Source organism: Aliivibrio fischeri ATCC 7744 = JCM 18803 = DSM 507, from assembly GCF_023983475.1.
In the GTDB taxonomy this organism is placed as follows: domain Bacteria; phylum Pseudomonadota; class Gammaproteobacteria; order Enterobacterales; family Vibrionaceae; genus Aliivibrio; species Aliivibrio fischeri.
In genome coordinates this window covers 399017-419754 of record NZ_CP092713.1, presented here as the reverse complement: position 1 = coordinate 419754, position 20738 = coordinate 399017, and the positions used below count along the sequence as shown (strand labels likewise).

15 protein-coding genes are annotated in these 20738 nt (G+C 37.2%); 13 read left to right on the top strand and 2 right to left on the bottom strand.

Features of this window, described 5'->3' with window-relative positions; all coding sequences use genetic code 11:
* Positions 1 to 5 precede the first annotated feature (5 nt).
* Positions 6 to 1724 carry a response regulator gene (locus tag AVFI_RS15485; RefSeq protein ID WP_065604651.1) on the top strand — a complete coding sequence of 573 codons (1719 nt, stop codon included), beginning with the start codon at positions 6 to 8 and terminating at the stop codon, positions 1722 to 1724.
* A 55-nt stretch (positions 1725 to 1779) separates the two neighbouring features.
* Here AVFI_RS15485 and AVFI_RS15480 read toward each other — a convergent pair whose 3' ends face one another.
* Together AVFI_RS15480 and AVFI_RS15475 are read right to left on the bottom strand one after the other, a co-directional pair.
* A complete protein-coding gene (locus AVFI_RS15480) occupies positions 1780 to 2247 on the bottom strand; it encodes a hypothetical protein (RefSeq protein ID WP_188863209.1) in 468 nt (155 codons plus the stop codon).
* A gap of 15 nt (positions 2248 to 2262) precedes the next feature.
* Positions 2263 to 4377 (bottom strand): LruC domain-containing protein, encoded by a 2115-nt coding sequence (locus tag AVFI_RS15475; RefSeq protein WP_072055028.1) that lies wholly within the window; start codon positions 4375 to 4377, stop codon positions 2263 to 2265.
* Positions 4378 to 4792: 415 nt separating this feature from the next.
* Here AVFI_RS15475 and AVFI_RS15470 point away from each other — a divergent pair, with 415 nt between their 5' ends.
* The 12 genes from AVFI_RS15470 to AVFI_RS15415 all read left to right on the top strand — a co-directional run bounded on the left by AVFI_RS15470 (position 4793) and on the right by AVFI_RS15415 (position 20611).
* Entirely contained in the window at positions 4793 to 5110 is a 318-nt protein-coding gene (locus AVFI_RS15470; RefSeq protein ID WP_012535320.1) for an STAS domain-containing protein, read from the top strand.
* Positions 5111 to 5158: 48 nt separating this feature from the next.
* The gene (locus AVFI_RS15465; protein ID WP_012534757.1) at positions 5159 to 5983 is read left to right on the top strand and encodes an OmpA family protein; all 825 of its coding nucleotides are present in this window, start codon (positions 5159 to 5161) and stop codon (positions 5981 to 5983) included.
* Between the two features lie 4 nt (positions 5984 to 5987).
* Positions 5988 to 8099 (top strand): SLBB domain-containing protein, encoded by a 2112-nt coding sequence (locus AVFI_RS15460; RefSeq protein ID WP_188863210.1) that lies wholly within the window; start codon positions 5988 to 5990, stop codon positions 8097 to 8099.
* The gene (locus AVFI_RS15455; RefSeq protein ID WP_012534987.1) at positions 8099 to 8806 is read left to right on the top strand and encodes a CpsD/CapB family tyrosine-protein kinase; all 708 of its coding nucleotides are present in this window, start codon (positions 8099 to 8101) and stop codon (positions 8804 to 8806) included. Before AVFI_RS15460 ends, AVFI_RS15455 begins: the two co-directional genes overlap by 1 nt.
* A gap of 2 nt (positions 8807 to 8808) precedes the next feature.
* The gene (locus AVFI_RS15450; RefSeq protein ID WP_188863211.1) at positions 8809 to 10326 is read left to right on the top strand and encodes a SpoIIE family protein phosphatase; all 1518 of its coding nucleotides are present in this window, start codon (positions 8809 to 8811) and stop codon (positions 10324 to 10326) included.
* Positions 10327 to 10353: 27 nt separating this feature from the next.
* Positions 10354 to 12654: a response regulator gene (locus tag AVFI_RS15445; protein WP_188863212.1), complete on the top strand. Its 2301-nt coding sequence runs from the start codon at positions 10354 to 10356 to the stop codon at positions 12652 to 12654.
* A 42-nt stretch (positions 12655 to 12696) separates the two neighbouring features.
* A complete protein-coding gene (locus AVFI_RS15440; RefSeq protein WP_012534957.1) occupies positions 12697 to 14199 on the top strand; it encodes a sigma-54-dependent transcriptional regulator in 1503 nt (500 codons plus the stop codon).
* A complete protein-coding gene (locus tag AVFI_RS15435; RefSeq protein WP_065597725.1) occupies positions 14183 to 15199 on the top strand; it encodes a glycosyltransferase family 4 protein in 1017 nt (338 codons plus the stop codon). Before AVFI_RS15440 ends, AVFI_RS15435 begins: the two co-directional genes overlap by 17 nt.
* A gap of 160 nt (positions 15200 to 15359) precedes the next feature.
* On the top strand, positions 15360 to 16634 hold the full coding sequence (locus AVFI_RS15430; RefSeq protein ID WP_012535421.1) for a glycosyltransferase family 4 protein: 1275 nt from the start codon (positions 15360 to 15362) through the stop codon (positions 16632 to 16634).
* Positions 16627 to 17790 (top strand): glycosyltransferase family 4 protein, encoded by a 1164-nt coding sequence (locus AVFI_RS15425; RefSeq protein ID WP_012535034.1) that lies wholly within the window; start codon positions 16627 to 16629, stop codon positions 17788 to 17790. Before AVFI_RS15430 ends, AVFI_RS15425 begins: the two co-directional genes overlap by 8 nt.
* Complete coding sequence (locus AVFI_RS15420) at positions 17787 to 19229, top strand: lipopolysaccharide biosynthesis protein (protein WP_065604656.1); 1443 nt, start codon at positions 17787 to 17789, stop codon at positions 19227 to 19229. Before AVFI_RS15425 ends, AVFI_RS15420 begins: the two co-directional genes overlap by 4 nt.
* Positions 19226 to 20611: an O-antigen ligase family protein gene (locus tag AVFI_RS15415; RefSeq protein WP_054775169.1), complete on the top strand. Its 1386-nt coding sequence runs from the start codon at positions 19226 to 19228 to the stop codon at positions 20609 to 20611. The genes AVFI_RS15420 and AVFI_RS15415 overlap by 4 nt, the downstream gene beginning before the upstream one ends.
* The last annotated feature ends 127 nt before the right edge of the window (positions 20612 to 20738 follow it).

Here is a 20738-nt window from a genome sequence, read left to right as displayed (position 1 = left end):
GATGCATGACTTCGGTTTTTAATCCAACATCAAATAATTTTAAGCAGTCAAACTTTGATATTCTCATTGTCGATGATTGTCAAATATCGTCCATGTATTTATTTCAGTTGATTAAACAGCTTGGTTTTACACAGATAGATAAAGCGTATTCATACCAAGACGCTATAAAGTGCTGTGCAAAAAAAAGATACGCATTACTTTTCATCGACTTCCATCTTGAACAAGCCATTAATGGCTCTGAATTACATGATTTACTAAAAGAAAAAGGGTTTATATCTCCTTACGCAAGAGTCATAACTGTATCAGGCGACAACACAACACAAACAGTCCTTGGCACTCTCTCAAAAGGTCGAGGGGATTATTTATGTAAGCCAATAAGTAAAGCGACACTCAAAAATAAAGTACAAAATGCTTTTTCAGAGTACAAGTTATTTAAAAAACTCTACACACTTTTAGAACAGCATAAATATGAAGAATTGATATCTAAAACGATATCAATCGCATCTCATAAAAACATTGTTGAACTTGACATGTTTCTTATCGATTTTTTATTTAAGCACGATAAGGAACTATTATTAAAACTGACTCAAACTCCCTCATTTAATAGCAGAAAAAATTACGTTCTTGCTCGTCTAAAAGTTCAAAATGACATTAAATCTGCTACTTCTGATAATCTAATACAGACAACAGTGCAACTGTGTGAAAAATACCCACTATTCGTTCAAGCTTTTGATTTTTTAAGTTTATTACAAATGAATGCTCAACATTATGAGGAGTCATTAAACACAGCATTAGATGCACTGACCCTAACAGCAAGAGATCCACATCGTTCATTATTAGTGCTAAAGCTGTCTTTAATATGTAATGACAAGTGTGAATTTCTGAAGGCAAGTCATCTACTAGCAAATCATTTACCAATTGCCTCTCCTAGCTGGTGTTCGTACCTCTCTGAATGTTTAAGTTACTTTGATAGCTACATCCAACAAACGACATCAGAAGTAGACAAAAAACAGCTGATTTTGGAACAAAAAAATTTCGTTCGTCGTTGCGAATATCGTTTAACAGACAAACAGAAAGTACAGTTAAATATTTTATACAATTATTCAATCAGTAAGCGTTTAATTGAAGAAGGGCATATATCAAAAGCAAAAAGACTGATCTTAAAAGCAACCTCTTCTTTTTATGATAATCTGCACCAACTCAATACGATTGTATTGATCGAACTAGTGTACTTACTTTCTTTTTTTGGTGAGCTTTGGCTTATAGCTAAGGTCAATGCAGTATTAAAAACAAAAACAAATTTAGATAATTATTGCCGAGATTGTCTTAACGTATTAAAGAATGATGCGGAGTTAATTCAATCTATAACACAATTATCCGTTACAATAGAAAAACTTTCAGGCCCTGAAGTTGAACAACCAACATTTGAACAACTTTTGAACGAATTGCAACGCCATCCCTATTCTTCTGAATTGTGTATTAGCTTTTTAGAAAAAATTATTAAATTGAGCCAAGACCTTCCTAATAATTTAAATAAAACAATAGATTTAATTAATGAAATGCCGCTTTCATTAGAGCTAAATCTACGTCGTGATACGATATTAAAACAGTTACATGCTCATATCGATATTGATAATGAATTACCATCGCACGTATCTAACCCTCCTTCGGCCTTGAACATCCCGTTATTTGTCGTAGACAAAAAACTAAAACAATTAACATAAAAAAAGCCACGTAGTACTACGTGGCTTCTAAGTTGCTCGCATCTATTATTTTAAATTAATACCATTCCCATTGAGTACCATCTACAACAAATTTTTTCTGCTGTGGATCACTGCCATCATATAACCAAATTTCAACAACGCTTTCATTCAAGCTATCAGCAATTGCGAACTCAATATCAACAGCTCCATTAGTTAATGGTACATCTATAATTTTACTTCCATAATCAACAAGATACCTACCATCCTCTTTCTCACTAAAACTCGAATAAACAGATAAATGTGCACGAGATGGTAAACTACCACTCAAATCGACAATTAACCGTTGATCGTCTATTGGATTAAATGAAAACCCTTCAGGAGCAACTAGGTCTTGTGTTTTTATTGGTTCAGGTTGTTCATCTGCGGCTGGAGAACTTCCACCAACACTCCCACCAGATGATGAACCTCCGCTATCACTACATGCCATTAAGAACAGTGCTGTTATTGATACAATAGCTATCTTATCCAACATAATATTTTTCATAATAACGTCCTTTTCTTAATAGTATTTGTTCGCAATAGCATTAGTGATGTCATACCAATCTGTATGAGTTTCACCACCTGATGTTGTGTAATCTGCGAATTGAGGATATGCCACAACTAAATCAACACGCTCTCTTGGCCATTTCCACTCATCATAAATAAGCAGAGCCCATGGCATATTATTGCTAGTTTTAAAATAACGAGACGTATTAGGATCACTGGTATCTTCTGCTAACTGATAAAAATTAGTATCAAATTTCTCAGTCGGTGCTTGGTCTGCTAAGTGAACCTCATAGCTTCGTCCTGGCGCTTGAGCAAAGCTTGGACCATGGTAATAGCCAGGAGTCGCATATAAGAACGGGTCATAAGGCATAGCTGGCATAGTACTGGTTGTAACAGGTGTGACAAGACTAAAGTGCAACTCAAACTCAACACCTACATCTTCTCGACAGTCATCTTGGGTTCTAAAGAAGTAGCAACTATAACTAGAAACTTCGATCGCATCATTAATTAAGATAAAGCTTGCTTCCGTCATTCCAGGCTCTTGAGCATCACCATCTTGCAGTGTCGAGTTGTAATATAAGCGAGTCTTATCTGAATCGATGTTAGTGGCATCAATGCCGGCTAATCGTACTGCAAAGCCACTGTGATAACTTGCACCAACAGCAACTAACTGGCCACTAATACTTACTTTAGCAACATCACCATCTTTTAATGTTTCAGTGATTCGATATCTTAAAACCATATCATTCATATCGTAATCAGCAGTTTCTGGCCAATTATCCTCATAAGCAATTGTTACGTAACCATCCGCTGATGGGAAATGACGTTGTGATGTATTTGCATCAACGATTGTAGCAACATGATCCTCTACTTCACCTGAAGTTGAACCACCATAATAAGCTAATCCAGTTTGTTGACTAAAACGGAATCTTGACCAAGTTTCACCAACCGTAGCGCCAAATGGCACACTAATAACTAAATTATTACTACCAGCTTCCAGTGCTTTATCTGCAATAACTTGTTCGCCATCATCAGAGAAGTCACCATCGTCATTCCAGTCGAACCACGCTGATAAATAACCAGTTGTTGATGCACTCACCGTAATAACAGAATCAAGTCCCGGCTCTAAAGCGGTAACAAAACCCACTCCATCTTCGTCATCACTGGTAATTGAATCATCAGAATCTGGAGACTGCGCTGCATAATAATCACCATCTACTGAAGCACCTAACCACGTAACCCCATCCATTTCATGACGTGCACCATTAGAAGCTAATGTGGTTCCATAATTTGAATCTGGAGCATCACCGAAATCAATCGTAGCAGGTTCATCGGTATCAATAAGAGGAGCATTAGCACAGCGAGCACCATCATTTTGGTTAGAATAAGGACCATCGGCAAATTTGACAGCAGGAACAACGCCTGAATCAATAATCGTTTGAGTAGATAAATTTACTCGATAAATTTGACCATCTTGGTTACGAGATAAATATAAATAACCATCAACATCAAAATACATAGCACCAAAAGTACCTAACTCACCAGTATCACCAATATAAGTCGCAGCGCCTGTATTGATATCGAATTCATATAATCCACCACTACCATTATCTACACCATATAGACGACTGTTACTTGGGTGAAAAGCAAAATCCGTTAATGACACAGAGGCAGTTGAAGTAATTAACTGCGCCGTTAGAGTGGAGTTCACATTCGAATCTAAAGGAGATAAATCGATCTTATATAAACCCGTTCCACTACGATATACATAGTAATGATGGTCATATACATCACCGACATAAAATGTTTTATCCGAAGGTAATCCATTTACATTTAACGTCGTTGCTTGAAAATTTTGTCCTAACCGAACCACGTTATAATTTGTGGTATCAAAGCCATAAATATATCGGTCAGTTTCATTAAAACCCACCCCATTTATATTAGAAGATAATCCCGTATCATCTTGCAAAAGACTATTGGTCCCGGTAACTAAATTAATACCATAGACAGATACAGGTTTACCTTGAAATAAATATGCCTTACTTGGACACGAATCAAAAGCAACAGCAAACACTTTTGAGCTGACTAATAAAAGTATTAGCATTGTTATCTTAAAAAATTGATACATAGCTTCTTCCTTATAGTTATGATGTTACTTTTTATAACTATTCAAAAGATATGCCAAAAATAAAGTATTGTTTTTAAAGGGTTTTAATTTACCCTACCTCTGTTTTTTTATTCTGATTATCAGATTGCACTCAATTAATTTCATTTTAATAAATAAAAACACACAGTAAATCCATCTTATTCATTCAAAAATAGGCGTATCAAAAACCACCTCTTTTTTACTCTCTTTACCTATCTGATCTTAAGTCGATTCTCATTCTGCAAACTGCATTGCAAATTGAGAATATATCATCACAACACCAAAAAAAGAGAATCATTAAATTTAAAGCACTGATAAATAAGAATTTAATTTTTGGCACGTATACTGCTCTAGTAACCTTATCAAAACAACGAGGATTATTCCCTAGGAGCTTATTATGGAACTACATCAATTCGAATCAAATGCAGATATTTTGGTGCTATCAGTTCAAGGTGATATGGACGCCATCGGTTGTAGAGATATTCAACCATCCATCGATAGCGTGATTGAACAAGAACATCATCAAGTTCAAATCGATTTATCACACGTAGCCTTTTTAGATTCATCAGGTATTGGCGCGATTGTTTATCTATATAAACGACTTATAGAGAAAGATCGTACTATGCAAATTAAAAATGCACATGGCCAGCCACTAGAGTTACTAAAACTTCTGCGTATTGAAAACGCAATTCCTGTTAATAAAACAACGCATTAATTAGTGCAAAACACCATTTTAACTGTATGACACATGGAGAGTTATAAAATGAAAAAAATATTAGGATTAGTTTTTGGATTACTTTCTGTGTCTGGTTGTACATCTTTTGCTGAACCTGGAAAAGGTGGAGAAGCTGAAAATTACCCGCAAGCGGCTTTTAGCCCTGTCATGCCAGATCAACCTCTTGGACCTGAGCATGGACTTAGATTTGATTGGGAATTAGCAGCTCGCCACCTAGATATTCTGATTCTAGAAAAAGCAGAATGGTGTTTTCCTGCGACCGTGCATCAAGCGAAACAAAATGAAGCTCGTATTGCACGAGAATTAGAAGGAGGCTTACAGCTGGATGCGGCAAATGACTTGGTTATTCAACGTAACTTGCTAAAACGATTAGAACGTCAGTTAGATTATGTGAAACGCCAAGAAACCTGCCAGCCACCAACAGATTCAAACAATGGGAATTCAGATATTGAATTAGCTCAAAAAATCCATGATCTTCTAAATAGAGACAATCAATTTGCTTTTAATTCTGCTGAATTAAATCCTAAATACATTGTTAACTTATCAGAAGCCTCACAATTACTAAATCAACATAAAGACTTTAAATTGCTTATTACAGGTCATGCTGATGCGTTAGGTGAAGAGGATGCGAATCAGAACCTAGCTCTTGAGCGAGCCAAACAAGTAAAACGTTACTTAAGCATTTTTGGTCTTTCACAACAAAGAATCCATGTTGATTCAGTAGGCTCAAATGATCCTTACCTAAGCGGTACTGAGCCTCATGTACGCCTAACCAATCGCCGAGTAACTATCGAGCTATTACAACTCGATCAACCACTAATGCTTGAAAACCCATCACACAATGAGGGCTAAGAACATGCGTATTATTCAAGTTCTACTTATCATAGTAATGCTGTCTCCCCTTTCTGTTTCTCAAGCGAAAGAGAAGAAGGATGTAGTTCGTGTGGGTGATATCATTTCAATCATGCTGCCCGGTGAGGACTCATTAAATAAAGGTTTTCAGGTCGATAAACAAGGACGTTTAATCTTACCTGAAATTGGACCAATCTCAGTGGTAGGCAAAACCGAAGCACAAATGGTTTCAACCGTAACATTAAACTTAAAGACCATTTTACAAGACTTAACTAACCTACAAGTGTTTATCAGCAAGCGTCAGTTGATTGTAAATATTCAAGGGTATGTGAAGCAACCTGGTGAATATACACTGTCTGATGGCGACTCAGTACAACTGGCACTTTACGCAGCAGGTGGTTTACGTTCTGGTGCCCAACTTAACCGTCTACAACTGCGTCGTTCAAACAAAGTAACGACCTTTAACTATAAGGCGTTCTTAGATTCAGGTGATCAAGCTCTTCTACCCACTCTGCAATCATTAGATACCCTATTTATCCCAGCCTCTCCTATGGTTGGTAATATTGAACAAGAATTTGACCCCGCAAAATTATCACAAGCAGGTGATGCTGCTGATGGAAAAAAAGCCATTAAAGTATTTGGTGAGGTAAATTCTCCGGGGACGTTCTCTTACAAAGATGGCAGTAACCTTGTTGATGTTCTAATGAGAGCGGGAGGGGTTACTCGCTATGCCGGTGTTGAACAAATCCGAGTAATTTCTAAAAACCAACCTGCTTTGTTTAATCTTAAGCGTTATTTAGATACTGGGGATTCTAGCCTACTACCACCACTAGAAGTTGGCTCAACCATTTTCGTTCCTAAACAAGAAGAAGAAATTAAATCAGGCTCTAATATGGTGTACGTCATGGGTGAAGTCGCAAAACCCGGTGCTTTTGAAGGAAAAAAAGGCGCAACGTTTATGGATATCCTAGCCAATGCAGGTGGTCCAACTCGTTTTGCTGAATCTCGTCAGATCCGAGTAATTAAAGCTAACGGTGCAGTGATTAATTTTGATTTATCTGGTTATACCGAAGGAACTAACTACCAACGCCCTCCAGCGATTGCAGCCGGTGATGCCATTTTCGTTCCTGAAAAAACCGATATGAATGAAAAATCATGGTTAAAAATTGCGCCTAGCCGCGCAGTTAGAGTTTTAGGTGAGGTACAACATCCAGGTCGCATTGAGTGGTCAGATGAAATGTCATTTCTTGATTTATTAGCTCATGTGGGTGGACCAACATTACGTGGTGATACCACTCGAATTGAAATTGTAACTCCAGACGCAAGCGGTAAGAATAATGTTTATACCTTTAACTTAGATTCATTTATATCAAAAGGTAAACCAGACTCAGCCCTACCGACAATTCGTGCAGGTGCCACTATTCGAGTACATGACTTACCTCAAGATCCATCAGACAATAAATCACAATGGGTACGTCAAAGCTCTGATAGCTCAATTTATGTCTTTGGTCAGGTAAACGCTGCGGGACGCTACCGCTTTACCAATGACATGCACTTTTTGGATATCTTATCTGCGGCTGATGGACCAACCATGGACGCTGATATCCATAATATTCGTATTACTCACAGAGATAAAAGTTACGCACGAGTAAGTAAACTAAACCTAGCTTTGTATTTTGAAACCGGTGATGAATCCCTACTACCAAAAGTAAAAACAGGCGACACCATTTATATCCCAGAAAAGAACCGTATTTGGGTAGATGAAAGTAAAGAAACCACCATACGTGTATTAGGAGCAATCAATAAACCCGGACGTTATCGTTTTAATGACTCAATGACCTTACTTGATCTATTAGCAGAAGCCGGAGGCCCTAGTGATGTGGCTTATCTAGAGAAAATTAGTGTCGTAAACCACTCTTTAAATGAAGGACAAGCAAGAACCTTTGATCTTGTTGAGTTCAGTCGTACTGCTGATTTTAGAAGCATTCCCGTACTAAGAGCTGGCGATACCGTATATATTCCAAATAAAGACGAAAGCACAATGGAGCAAGTCCGTGTGGTAATGAAAGATGTTTTCCAAATTGTCGCAACCATAGCATTAATAGGAGCATTATAATGAGGATCCCATCGTGCCACATGGAAATTGAACAAATCTTTTTGCAATTAGAGCAACAAGATAGCCGTTCACTGTGCATTACATCAACCAATTCAGGTGAAGGGGTAAGCTCATTAGCTCAAGCTTTAACAGAGCGACACTTACTGGCTGGTTACCGAACCTTATTGGTCGATCTTAACCTTCAAAACCCAAGTTTGATACCGTTATCATTTACACCTGATAATAACGACATTACAAAAGAGCCCTCTCATTACCTTACTTTTTCTCAACATAATAGTGTCGTACTTTCAGGTCTTGCAGTACCAACAAATAAAGCGGAAATCGTCGAATTACGTCAACCCAAAAACTTGAAAAAGCGAATTGATACTTGGTTAAAAGAGTTCGATAAAGTCATTATTGATGCTTCATCGGTTTCACAGCTCAATACCAACAACATTCCGGCTCAAACCATTGCAGGTTGCTGTGAAAGTACCCTTATGGTTATTTTGTCTGGTCAAACACTTCAAACCGAATTTAAAGACGCTTTAGAGAAATTAGAGAACCACAACGCAAATATTATTGGTCATGTTTTTAATGATAAATACCAACCAAGTTTAAAAAATGAAATTTGTAGAGAAATCGAACGCTTATCTTTTTTACCCAAAAAAATATCAACTAAACTTATAACAATCGTCCAAAAAAACCGATTTTTATCAACCATGGTATGATTATGAATTCTATTTTGCTTTTTTCAGATACAAAACCCACATCACTAGAATCGGTGAGAGTGCTGCGTCAATCTTTATCTAAGATCCTTAAAAATCTTGAGATAAACGCAACCGTATCGAATCAATGCTTATTATGTTTCTCTGAATGGAGCACCAATTTGGTTCTTCACCCTATCCAACCGAGTAAAACCATTAGCTTAGTTCTACGTAAAAGCAGTAGCCAATGGCAAATAGACATTATTGATGATGGCATACCATGGGATCCTACAGAGCAACATCAAGAAGCCAATCTCAGTGAATTTTCATTAAAATGTGGAGGACGAGGCATTGATATCATTCAAAATCAGACTGATGACATTCGCTATCAAACCACCACAAAGAACAATACATTAAGCCTATTATGGGATCGTATTCCTTCCCAGAAACAACCTCACATTTTGATTGTAGAAGACGATGTCATTCAATCAAAAATACTTCAAGCCTATCTTAATTCTGACTTTTCAATTACAGCAAAACCAAATGGCAGAGAAGCGCTGCAATTCCTACAACATAATAGTGTTGATTTAATTATTTCAGACATTCAAATGCCTGAAATGAGTGGGTTAGAGCTAAGATCACAACTAGAAAAAGAGAATAACTTTTCAATTCCATTTATTTTTCTTTCTCATATACAAGATACAAATACCGTTAATTATGCCGCTGAATTAGGTATTGATGATTTTCTACAAAAACCCGTACAAAAAACACAATTATTACATTCCATTACTCGTGTTTTAGGTCGTTTCCATCAGGTATATCATGCATTATCAGAACAACTTAACCAGAAGATCACTCACACTTTATTACCACGAATTGAGACACATTCAAAAAAATGGAAATTAGCCACACAACAGAGAACTGCAGGTCAAGGAGGTGGCGATTTTACTTTATCTAGAGTGAATAACGATAATACGTTATTACTTCTAGCTGATGTCATGGGACACGATGAAAGTGCAACTTTTTTCTCTTATGCCTACGCTGGCTATGTACGTGGCTTAATGCAACATGCAGACCTCACACAACCGTCGCAACTTTTATCACAACTTTCAAATAATGCATTTAAAGACCAACTTCTATCACAAACTATGTTAACTGCATGTTGCTTAAGTTTTATTGGTGATGATACGATAAAAATAAGTAGTGCGGGGCATCCTAAGCCTCTTCATATCACTCCAGAAAGAATTAATGTCATTAATACAGAAGGAACACTTCCAGGGTTATTACCCAATACTCATTATCAAGAAACCACTATATCGATCAAACATGGAGAACGTTTGGCCTTATTCACTGATGGACTGTTTGAATCAGGAGATACCACTTCAGAGCGCGAAACCTTAGAAAAAGCCATAAAAGAGCAGCTAATAAGTACGCTGCATTTACCACTGGAGCAAGCTATCAATCAAGTAATAAAAACCTTTGATACTTTGGCAGGAACACCACCCAATGACGATGCATTATTGCTGTTAATTGAGAACCAATAAAAGAGCAAATCTTGCAAGGAGCTAACTATGACATTTCGACTTAAAACGATCATTGGCATTTCTATTATTCAATGCATCATGTTATTGATCTTAGTGTTTAGCTCTGTGAAATTCATTTCAGACTCAAATGAACAAAGGCTAGTAGCAAGAGCTAATGCATCTGTACATATGTTCTCCAATGCAATAAAAGATCCCATAATCAATAATCAATACGACAAAGTCGTTTCCTTAATGAATGATTTTATCGCGTTAGAAAAAATTTGTTATATTCGTATTTTTCATGAAGATGGAAGCTTAATTGTTGAAGGTGGACCAAAACTGCATGAAGTCGCTAACCCCGACTCTTCAATCCTTCATAATGCATCGGATGGGACTTATGATGTCATTTTACCTATAATCGCCGATGATAAAACATTAGGGAAAGTGGAAATCGGATTTGGTACTCATGGTGAAAACACTTTCCTTTCCCAGGCAAAATCATGGATATTTGCCATTGCCTCTATTGAGCTTATCTTTGTTATTGGGCTTTCATTTTTACTTGGGAATGCCTTAACTCGCAATCTTCATAAACTGAAAAAAGCGGTCAATACCGTTGCCAATAAAGGCCCCGGAGCACAAGTTGATATATCATCTACTGGAGATTTAGGTGATGTAGCACAAGCATTTAATACCATGTCTTTAAAGCTTGAGCAAAACTATCAAGATCTACAACAAGCCAGAAATGAGGCAGAAGCAGCCAATAAAAACAAAAGTCGCTTTTTAGCTTCTATGAGCCATGAAATACGCACTCCTATGAATGCCGTTCTAGGTTTACTCGCAATTTTAAAAGACACAAGCCTAAAACCAAATCAGAAAGAACTCGTGAATACAGCTACAGATTCAAGTGAATTACTGCTCTCAATCATTAATGATATCCTCGATTTTTCTCGAATGGAGGCCAATACTTTCTACCTTGAAAATCATACCTTCAATATGCATGAGAGTTTAAATAGTGTGCTCAAAACTTTTCATCCACAAGCCCAAAATAAACAATTAGAATTGTCATTGGTTATTGCTGATAATGTTCCGGTCTATGTTCAGGGCGATGCTCACAGATTACGTCAAATATTATTAAATTTAGTTGGTAACAGCTTAAAGTTCACTGATAACGGGCAGATTCAAATATTAGTTAATGCCAAAGAGCATGAAGGACGAATCCAATTACACTGCTCAGTCCAAGATTCAGGTATTGGAATACAGCCAGAACAACTAGAATATTTATTTGATGAATTTACCATGGCGGATAGCAGCTTTTCTCGAACTCATGAAGGTTCAGGCTTAGGGTTGGCTATCTGTCAACGCTTAGTTCACATGATGGATGGTACCATTACAGTGAACAGCCAATATGGTTTGGGCAGTGAATTCTCTTTCAATATTCAATTAGATAAAGCCACAACAAAAGAGATTAACCGTCTATTATCAAATGAAAAAATAGAGCAGCAAAGAAATGTTGAACAGCAAAAATCCTGTGTATTCTCTGATGCTAATATTCTTGTAGTTGAAGATAACCATGCGAATCAAATTGTCATTAAAAACACGCTAAATTATGCCGGTTACTCAATTGACATCGCTCAGAATGGTAAAGAAGCAATAACAAAAGCAATTAATACCCAATATGACCTTATTTTCATGGATATATCCATGCCTGAAATGGATGGAATGACGGCAACGAAAAAAATTCGCTCTCTATCTGATACACACCAGAACATGCCTATCATTGCACTTACTGCACATGCCCTTTCGGGTGATAAAGAGCGATTTATAGAAGCGGGAATGACCGATTATCTTTCCAAACCATTTAGTCGGAGTAATTTATTAGAGTGCCTTGCTAAGTATTTGTTAAAAGAAGGCAAACAAGACACTTCATTTTGCCAAGAATGTGACCTATGTGAATTTAATGAATCAACCGAAGAACATAAAAATATGGATAATGAGCTATTATTAGTAGATGAACAGATAATTCAGCAAATCATCACTGACACAGATGCGAGTGTCATGCCTGAACTCATCCGTTTTTATATTATTGAATCAAAAGAGCGAGTAGAAACCATCTCAAGTGCAGCAAAAAATAAAGATTTATATGCATTAGAGTTTGAAGCGCATACATTAGGAAGCAGTGCATTAACGCTTGGAAATGTAGCCTTATCTACACTTGCAAGAGAGATTGAAATTCATTGTATTAATCAACAATTTGATGATGCGTTAGAAAAAGCAGCACACTTACCTGATTTAGCTACACTTTCATTAAATGCACTTGAACAAAGAAATAAGCAAGGTTTCTCAAAATAAAAGAATAAAATAAAATTCGCTAGGTAAAACAGGATGTTACTTATGCTACAAAAAGTATTATTAGTCGAAGACTCCACTTCTCTGGCTATCCTCTACAAACAATATGTGAAAGATGAACCCTATGAATTCTTTCACGTTACTACAGGGGAGCAAGCGAAGGCATTTATGGAAAAGAATCCACCACATTTGGTGATTCTCGATTTAAAACTGCCAGATATGTCAGGGCAGGATGTACTTGCATGGATGAAAGAAAAACAATTACCTACCGCCGTTATCATTGCAACCGCTCACGGCACAATCAATATTGCGGTGAATCTTCTACAAAATGGTGCAGATGATTTTATCGAAAAACCAATCCAAGCAGAACGATTAAAAACATCCATTGCGAACCACCTAAAGCGCAACAAGTTAGAAGGGTTAGTTGAAGATTTACAAAATACATTCAACCGAAAACAGTACCAAGGCTTTATTGGCTCAAGTTTGCCTATGCAAGCCGTCTATAAAATTATTGATTCGGTAGCGCCAACCACAGCCAGTGTCTTCATTTATGGTGAAAGTGGTACAGGTAAAGAAGTATGCGCCGAGGCAATTCATTATCAAAGTAAACGCAGCAATAAGCCTTTTGTTGCCATCAATTGCGGTGCCATACCTAGAGACTTAATGGAAAGTGAGATTTTTGGTCATATAAAAGGGGCTTTTACTGGTGCAACCACCGACCGTAAAGGCGCCGCCATGTTAGCGAATGGTGGCACACTCTTTTTGGATGAATTGTGCGAAATGGAACTTGAAATGCAGAAGAAATTATTGCGTTTCTTGCAGACAGGTCGATTTACTCCATTAGGTGGAAGCAAAGAGCTCAGCACCGATATACGTATTATTTGTGCAACCAACCGAGACCCATTAACTGAAGTTAACGAAGGTCGTTTTAGAGAGGATTTATACTACCGAGTCCATGTTGTGCCTATTCATATGCCACCACTGCGTGAACGTGGAACTGATATTATTGATATCGCAACTTTCTTCCTAAAAAAATACGCAAAAGAAGATCATAAAAAATTCAAAGCATTAAAGCGTAATGTTGAATTAAGACTCTGTAATTACTCATGGCCAGGTAATGTACGTCAGCTACAAAATATTATTCGAAATGTAGTGGTATTGCATAATGATACCCATGTGGCGATAGAACACCTTCCACCGCCACTAAATCAACCAGTAACCAATAAAACGGCACAGGTTGCTTCTAAGCCATCTTTTACTGCACCTTCTCAATTCTCAAGAAATACAGAAGTCGCTGAAGTTCAACATAATCAGACAGAACAACAGCAAATATCACCACCAGAAGAACAAGCTTTAGAAGCCAGTGCGACAGATGCAATTAATACCAGTGTAATTCGCCCAATGGCAGATATCGAACGTGAAGTCATTCAAAATGCCATCGATCATTGCGATGGAAATGTCCTTAATGCCGCTGTTCTATTGGAATTAAGCCCATCGACACTCTATCGTAAAAAGCAGGCATGGGAAGCCTATGAAGAATCCGAATGATGAAATATGGTTGCTACTTGATAGCCGTGACTTTGGAGGTATCGAATCACACGTACTACAACTTGCGAAAGGGCTAAAAACCTTTCAACGCTCGGTACGTGTGATTTTTCTCTGCCGTTATCCTACCACTCATCCTTTAGTCGCCCTACTTAATGAAGCGAACATTTCCTATCGTTTTTTAGAGGGCTCATTTTCATCTCTATTAACCTATACACGCCACCATAACCCAAAAGTCATTCATTCGCATGGCTACAAAGCAGCGTTATATTCCAGATTATTGCGTATATCTCAATGCAGCTCCCATCAAAAAATCCGCTTTATCAATACTTATCATGCAGGTGAAATTTCACAAGGAAAACTAGCCATATATGATTTTGTTGATCGCTGGAGTGCGCCGTTCAGTCATTACAATTTTGCAGTGAGTGAATTAATTAAAAAAAGGATCCCAAGTAAAACAACCGTATTAAATAATTTTGTAAATACACAGAACTTAACCCAATCAGAAGGTACCCAAATAGCATTTGTTGGACGCCTAAGTCATGAAAAAGCCCCTGATCGTTTCCTTGAATTAGCCAATCAACTATCTAAAGTACAGTTTCATTTTTATGGCTCAGGTCCAATGGAAAAAGACTTACAAAACAACTCACCTTCCAATCTTCATTTTCACGGACATCAAAACTCAATGGATGCCATATGGCCACACATTGGATTACTTGTTATTTGCTCTCGCTATGAAGGTTTACCTATGGTTGCATTAGAAGCCATGGGACGAGGTATTCCCGTTATCTCAACCCCCGTAGGAAATATGTCGACACTCATCTGTAATAATGAAAATGGATGGATCGTTAACCCTGATGCTCTACCTACAGCAATAAAAAAATGGGTAAACTTACCGTTAATCCAAGTCCAAACCATTCAAAAAAATGCACAACAAACTATTCAAAATACTTTCTCTTCTCAGGCCGTAATCCCCTCGTTATTGTCTGCTTATCAAATTTAATTTTGTTTCTCATATTGATAAAAACCCATTCTCAATTTGAGAAAAATAAAACCAAGCAATAATTAATCATTAAAATTCAATAAGATAATAAAAAATTTAAGATGGCACTCCATTTGCTCTATCTCTTATATCAAGAAGATACTGCAAGGAAGGTCAGCCGATGTCTAAAACAACCAAAACAACCTTACTGTTTGTACATTACGGTGATAATTGGATCCGAGGCAGCGAAGTTTGTCTTATTAATCTAATTAAAAGTATTAATCATCAAAAATACCGTTGCATTTTATGGTGTAACCAACAATGCCTTGCTGATGAAGTAAATAAACAAGTTGAAGTAGCCTATGTCACGCCTTTTACCTTATTACTTGGTTGGAGTGCTCCACGATTCTCCCTCTCAAATTGGTATCACTTTTATCAACAAGGTAAACAAATTATTGAATCGCACAATGTTGACTTGATCCATTGTAATAGTGCTGCACCTTGCCAATGGATGAACCTTGCTGCTCGTCATACACAAACCCCATTAATCACTCACCTACATACCCAATATCCACTAAGAGACAGACTGAGCTTAGGTATTCATTTAAGCCCTAAGTTAGTCACGGTAAGTGATGCCATTAGCCAAAACGTACTAATGGATGGATACAAAAAAGAACAGCTAACAACAGTACCAAATGGAATAAATACAACAAAATTAAACACTCAACATAAAATCGATTTAAGAACCCAACTAGGTATTGATAAAAGTGCTTATGTACTAGCAACATCGGGGTCATTAATTCATCGAAAAGGAATCGACCTACTTATTGATAGCTTGGTTCTGGTTGATGCTGTAATGCTGAATATCCATTTAGTTATTATTGGTGAAGGTGAAGAAAGAGCAAACCTTGAAGCACAGGTCCACCGATTAAAACTAACCAATAACGTCCATTTTTTAGGAGAGCAATGCAACGTCGTAGGGCTATTAAAAAGTGATATTAACGCTTACATCAGCGGCGCAAGAGACGAAGCCTTTGGTTTGGCACTCATTGAGGCATCACTAGCTCAACTTCCTGTTATTGCACCTATGGTTGGTGGTATTCCAGAGGTGATCACACACTACGAAACCGGCTTTCTTACACAACCCAATGACAGCGAATCTTTTGCGAAAGCCATTATGGTGTTTATCCAAAACCCACACTTAGCTTCTCGCTTAGGCAAAAAAGGAAAAGAAACCGTTTATCGTTATTTCACCTTATCTCAATACGCACAACAATTTGAAAATATCTATGAAGAACAACTCATTAACACTCAATCGCATACTCAACCTCTATGGGCGGCAATTAAACCTGTTTTCAATAACCTAACGTATATGTCGAAATTATTTGTACGTAATCACATTGTCTCCCACTTTCGCTCAAATGACGATCTAAGCAAGGAGGCTCATCATGAATAATATCAATCATATTTTAGTTTTCGACCCAATCACTTACGCAGGTGGTTCAAAAGTTGCCACTCGTGAAATGCTGGATTTAATTAACAGAAAAAAGCACCACATTACAATCCTTACCGCAAACCCAAGCTCTTGGTTATTACGTAATGTTGAAATGATTAACATGTCACACCCTAAATGGCTTCCAATATCAGAGCATGGTAAAGGCTATTGGTTAAGACAACTCTATTTTTGCTTTTGGTTAATTTACACCCGCATTTTCTATGGAAAAATAAACATGGCAGTTGGAGCTTCAGGCCCGGGGATCGACATGCCTCTTTATCTAATGAAATGGTTATTTGGTTATCAAATCACTCAACTTATCCATGGACCTGTTGGCTTATCTCGCTCTATTGGTCTCTGTTTATGTAGAGCTCAACACATCTTCTACTTAAAAAGCACTTACCCTTCTTTAATCGCAGCAATAAAACAAGTATGGAGAAAAAAAGCTGAACATATTCAAGAGGAGAATACTGAGCATCTATTACGAACTCACCATTTTGAAGCATTTGTGAATGGTATTAGTGAAAAGAACCTACCTTCTCCTTGTCAGTATCACTCCCCTTCACTTTTTTGGGCTGCGTCATTGTTAAAATGGAAAGGGTTAGATTTATTACTAGAAGTCATTAATTCGACTCCAGAATCTAGTCGAGTACCTACACGAATTTGCTACTTATTACCTGAAAATAATGCGCTTCCAACAACAGAAGCACCGCAAGAAATAACAAGCATTGAATGGCATCATCAACCAACTCAACTTGATCGCCTTCGTTCACAATCCAATATTTTCATATCAACAAGCCACCAAGAACCATTTGGTTTATCTATCCTTGAGGCTCTCACTGCAGGTATGTGTGTGATTATCCCTTCTGATGGTGCATTTTGGGATCTAGTATTAACGCATAATAAGAATTGCTTAAAATATAAGCCTAATGATATCAGTTCATTACAGCAACAAATCAATAAAGCGACATCTAATATTCAGTTAATAAAAACAATAGGAAAAGCAGGGGCCCATTTATCACAAGGTTACCGCGCAGAACAATGCTATTTAAATATTAAATTAGCAATAGAAAAGCGATCTCTTTCAGCTCTATCATTAAATGAGGTGAAACAATGAGTCTATTTCCTTTATCTCCGGCACTCAAAAATATGGCTCTATATGGCATAAGTATCGTGCTAATGAAAGGCGTATCTTTGTTCATGCTGCCATATATTGCCAATCATATTCCACAATATGAATTAGGACGTTTAGAGCTATTAGCCACTTTTGCAATGATTTTAAGTGTAGTTCTTGGATTTTCACTGCATGAAGCTCTTTATCGTTTTGCAGGCGCAGAGCAAGATCCTCATAAAAAAAGAAAAATAACTGCACAGATATTCACATTAACCATGATTGTTGGGGCAGTATCTCTTCCTATTATTTGGATAATGAGTCCTTTCTTTAATGAATTTAAACCTGAGTATGCCAGTACAATCGAGCTTGAATTATTACTCATGCCTTTAGCGTTTGAAGGAATGATTGCCGTTGTTTTAGCCTCTTTAAGAATGCAGGATAAAGCGCAATTATTCTTCTATTTAACAACAGGTCGAGCCTTACTTCAGGCCATCTTAACCGTTATTGTTTTACAACAAGGTTATGGCGTAACTGCTATTTTACTTGCTGGTTTTATCAGTGCAGTAATACAAATAATTGCTTTGGTTTACATACAAATGAATGAAAACCTGAAAGTGGAAAATACAAGTTATGTATTTAGCAAAGACATTGCACAACTATGCCTTCCATATTGCTTTCCATTAATGCTAAGTGGATTGATTGCTTTTGGTTTAAATGGTTTTGAACGTTGGGTGCTTGCGGAAAATACCAGTTTCAATGACATTGCTTTATATGCCGTAGCACTTAAGTTCTCTCTTGCTCTCACACTACTAATGCAGCCATTTTGCATGTGGTGGATGCCTAAACGGTTTGATTACTTACATGCAAAAGGAAATAAACTAACGGCGCAGATAACAGAAAGTAGTCTTGTACTACTGTGCTCATTAACGATCCTAGTCAGCTACTTAGCTCCTGTATTAATCGATTGGCTGATGCCAGCAGACTATCAATCAGCAAAACATATTGCAGTTGCCTTGATCATCGTTTCAGCAATTAAAGAATTAAATGAGTTAATTAATATTGGTGTACTTGCTAAGAAAAAAACAAACGCATTACTTTGGATTAATGGCGTAGCTACAATCATAGGAGTTGCACTAATTATTATGTTAACGCCAATATACGGTGTATCAGGCGTTCTTGTTTCATTGATTATCGCGCAACTACTACGAGTTATGGTAACGTTTATTCTATCTCAACGTTACCATAACCTTCCCTACTCAATGGGAAAATTAGCGGTTATATTTTTAATCACAACCATTTCAATTGCACTCAGCTTGTCTGGATATTCAACCCTGTTACACCTTGTTATCGCCGTTGCTTCTACGGCCACTTTGGTTGTCTTTGCTTTTCAATTAAGTCTCATCACTTTTCCTAAAAAAGAACAAACAGGAAAAACACTATGATAGATAATAATGTGCCACTTCAATCTCAATCATTACAATGGTTTACAGCTGTTGTATGCTCATTGCTAGCAGGAGCCTTGTGGCACTTATTTCCTCATCCAGCATTAATTGTTGTACTAGGTATAATTCCTCTTGCCGTTTTATATACATTAAATCGTCCATTTTTAATGGTATTATTTTTCGTCATTTTTTCCTTCTTCCGAATTCACGAGGTTTTTCCTCAACTTTACTCTTTAAAAATCCCACTATTGTTGTCTCTAGGATCACTTGCAGCTCTAGCTTGGCAAGTTGGGATTACTCGTCAAATTAAATTATTCTGGTGTAAAGAATTTACCTTACTTACTTGTTTTTTATTTTTGATTATCGTGGGTATTGTATTGGCTGGTAACCGTCCAATTGCTATTGAATACTTTAAAAACATCTATTGGAAAATTATTTTAATGACTTTCGCTATTGCCGTATTAGTCAGAACACCACAGCAACTAACCTTCACTTTAAGAGCAATCACCATTGCAGGCGTACTCGTCGGGATCGTAGCCATTCAAAATAAACTAGGAGGTATTGGATTAGTAGAAGAGACCCGTGTAACCATAGGGCGAGAACTCGGTTCTATGTTGGGAGATCCTAATGATTTAGCACTAGTACTTATGTTCCCTACATCTTTTGCTGTAGGTCTACTAGTAACCCATCAATTACCTTGGCATCAACGTCTCATTGGTTTTATCGCTATTCCTATTCTATTTTGGGCAATTATAGCAACACAAAGTCGAGGCGGATTATTAGGCATAATGGCCGTTTTTGGTATTTATGGCTTACAACGTATCAAGTCAAAAGCTTTATTGTTATCTATCGCTATCCTTGCTGGCGGTATATTATTCGCCATTGCTGGTATCTCAGATAGAGCTTCAGGAGGCTCGGCAGAAGCAGGCGTTGACGCATCAGCAATGGGACGTTTATACGCATGGGAAGCTGCTTTTAAGATGGCATTAGCCAACCCATTAACAGGTGTAGGTTTAGATAATTTTTATTCCAATTATTTCTATTATAGCCCTCACTGGGACGGATTAAATCATGCCGTTCATAGTACATGGTTTGGGGTTCTTGCTGAAACAGGCTTTCTAGGTCTAAGTATCTTTATTGCTCTTATTGTCGTACTAATTAAAAATGCCAACCACACTTTACAATCGGTTAAAGCAGTTAAAGACCGAATTGATCCCGCAATCTATACCAGTGCTCAAGCTGTATTTGCAGGGTTAATGGGAACCATAGTATCGGGAACATTTTTGACTCAAGGTTTCAATTGGCCAATCTATATTTTAGCGGCACTTGTCGTCGCGGTAGGTAAAACAGCTCAGGTTGCATTAAACCAATTAAAAGAGTAAATCCTCACTTTCAAATCGATTCTCAAAATGAGAAATTTAGAATAACCCTAATCAAAATAACATATCCAATTGAAATATAAGTAAAAAAATATTGGCACATTCCATGATTGATCTACATAAAGAGGAA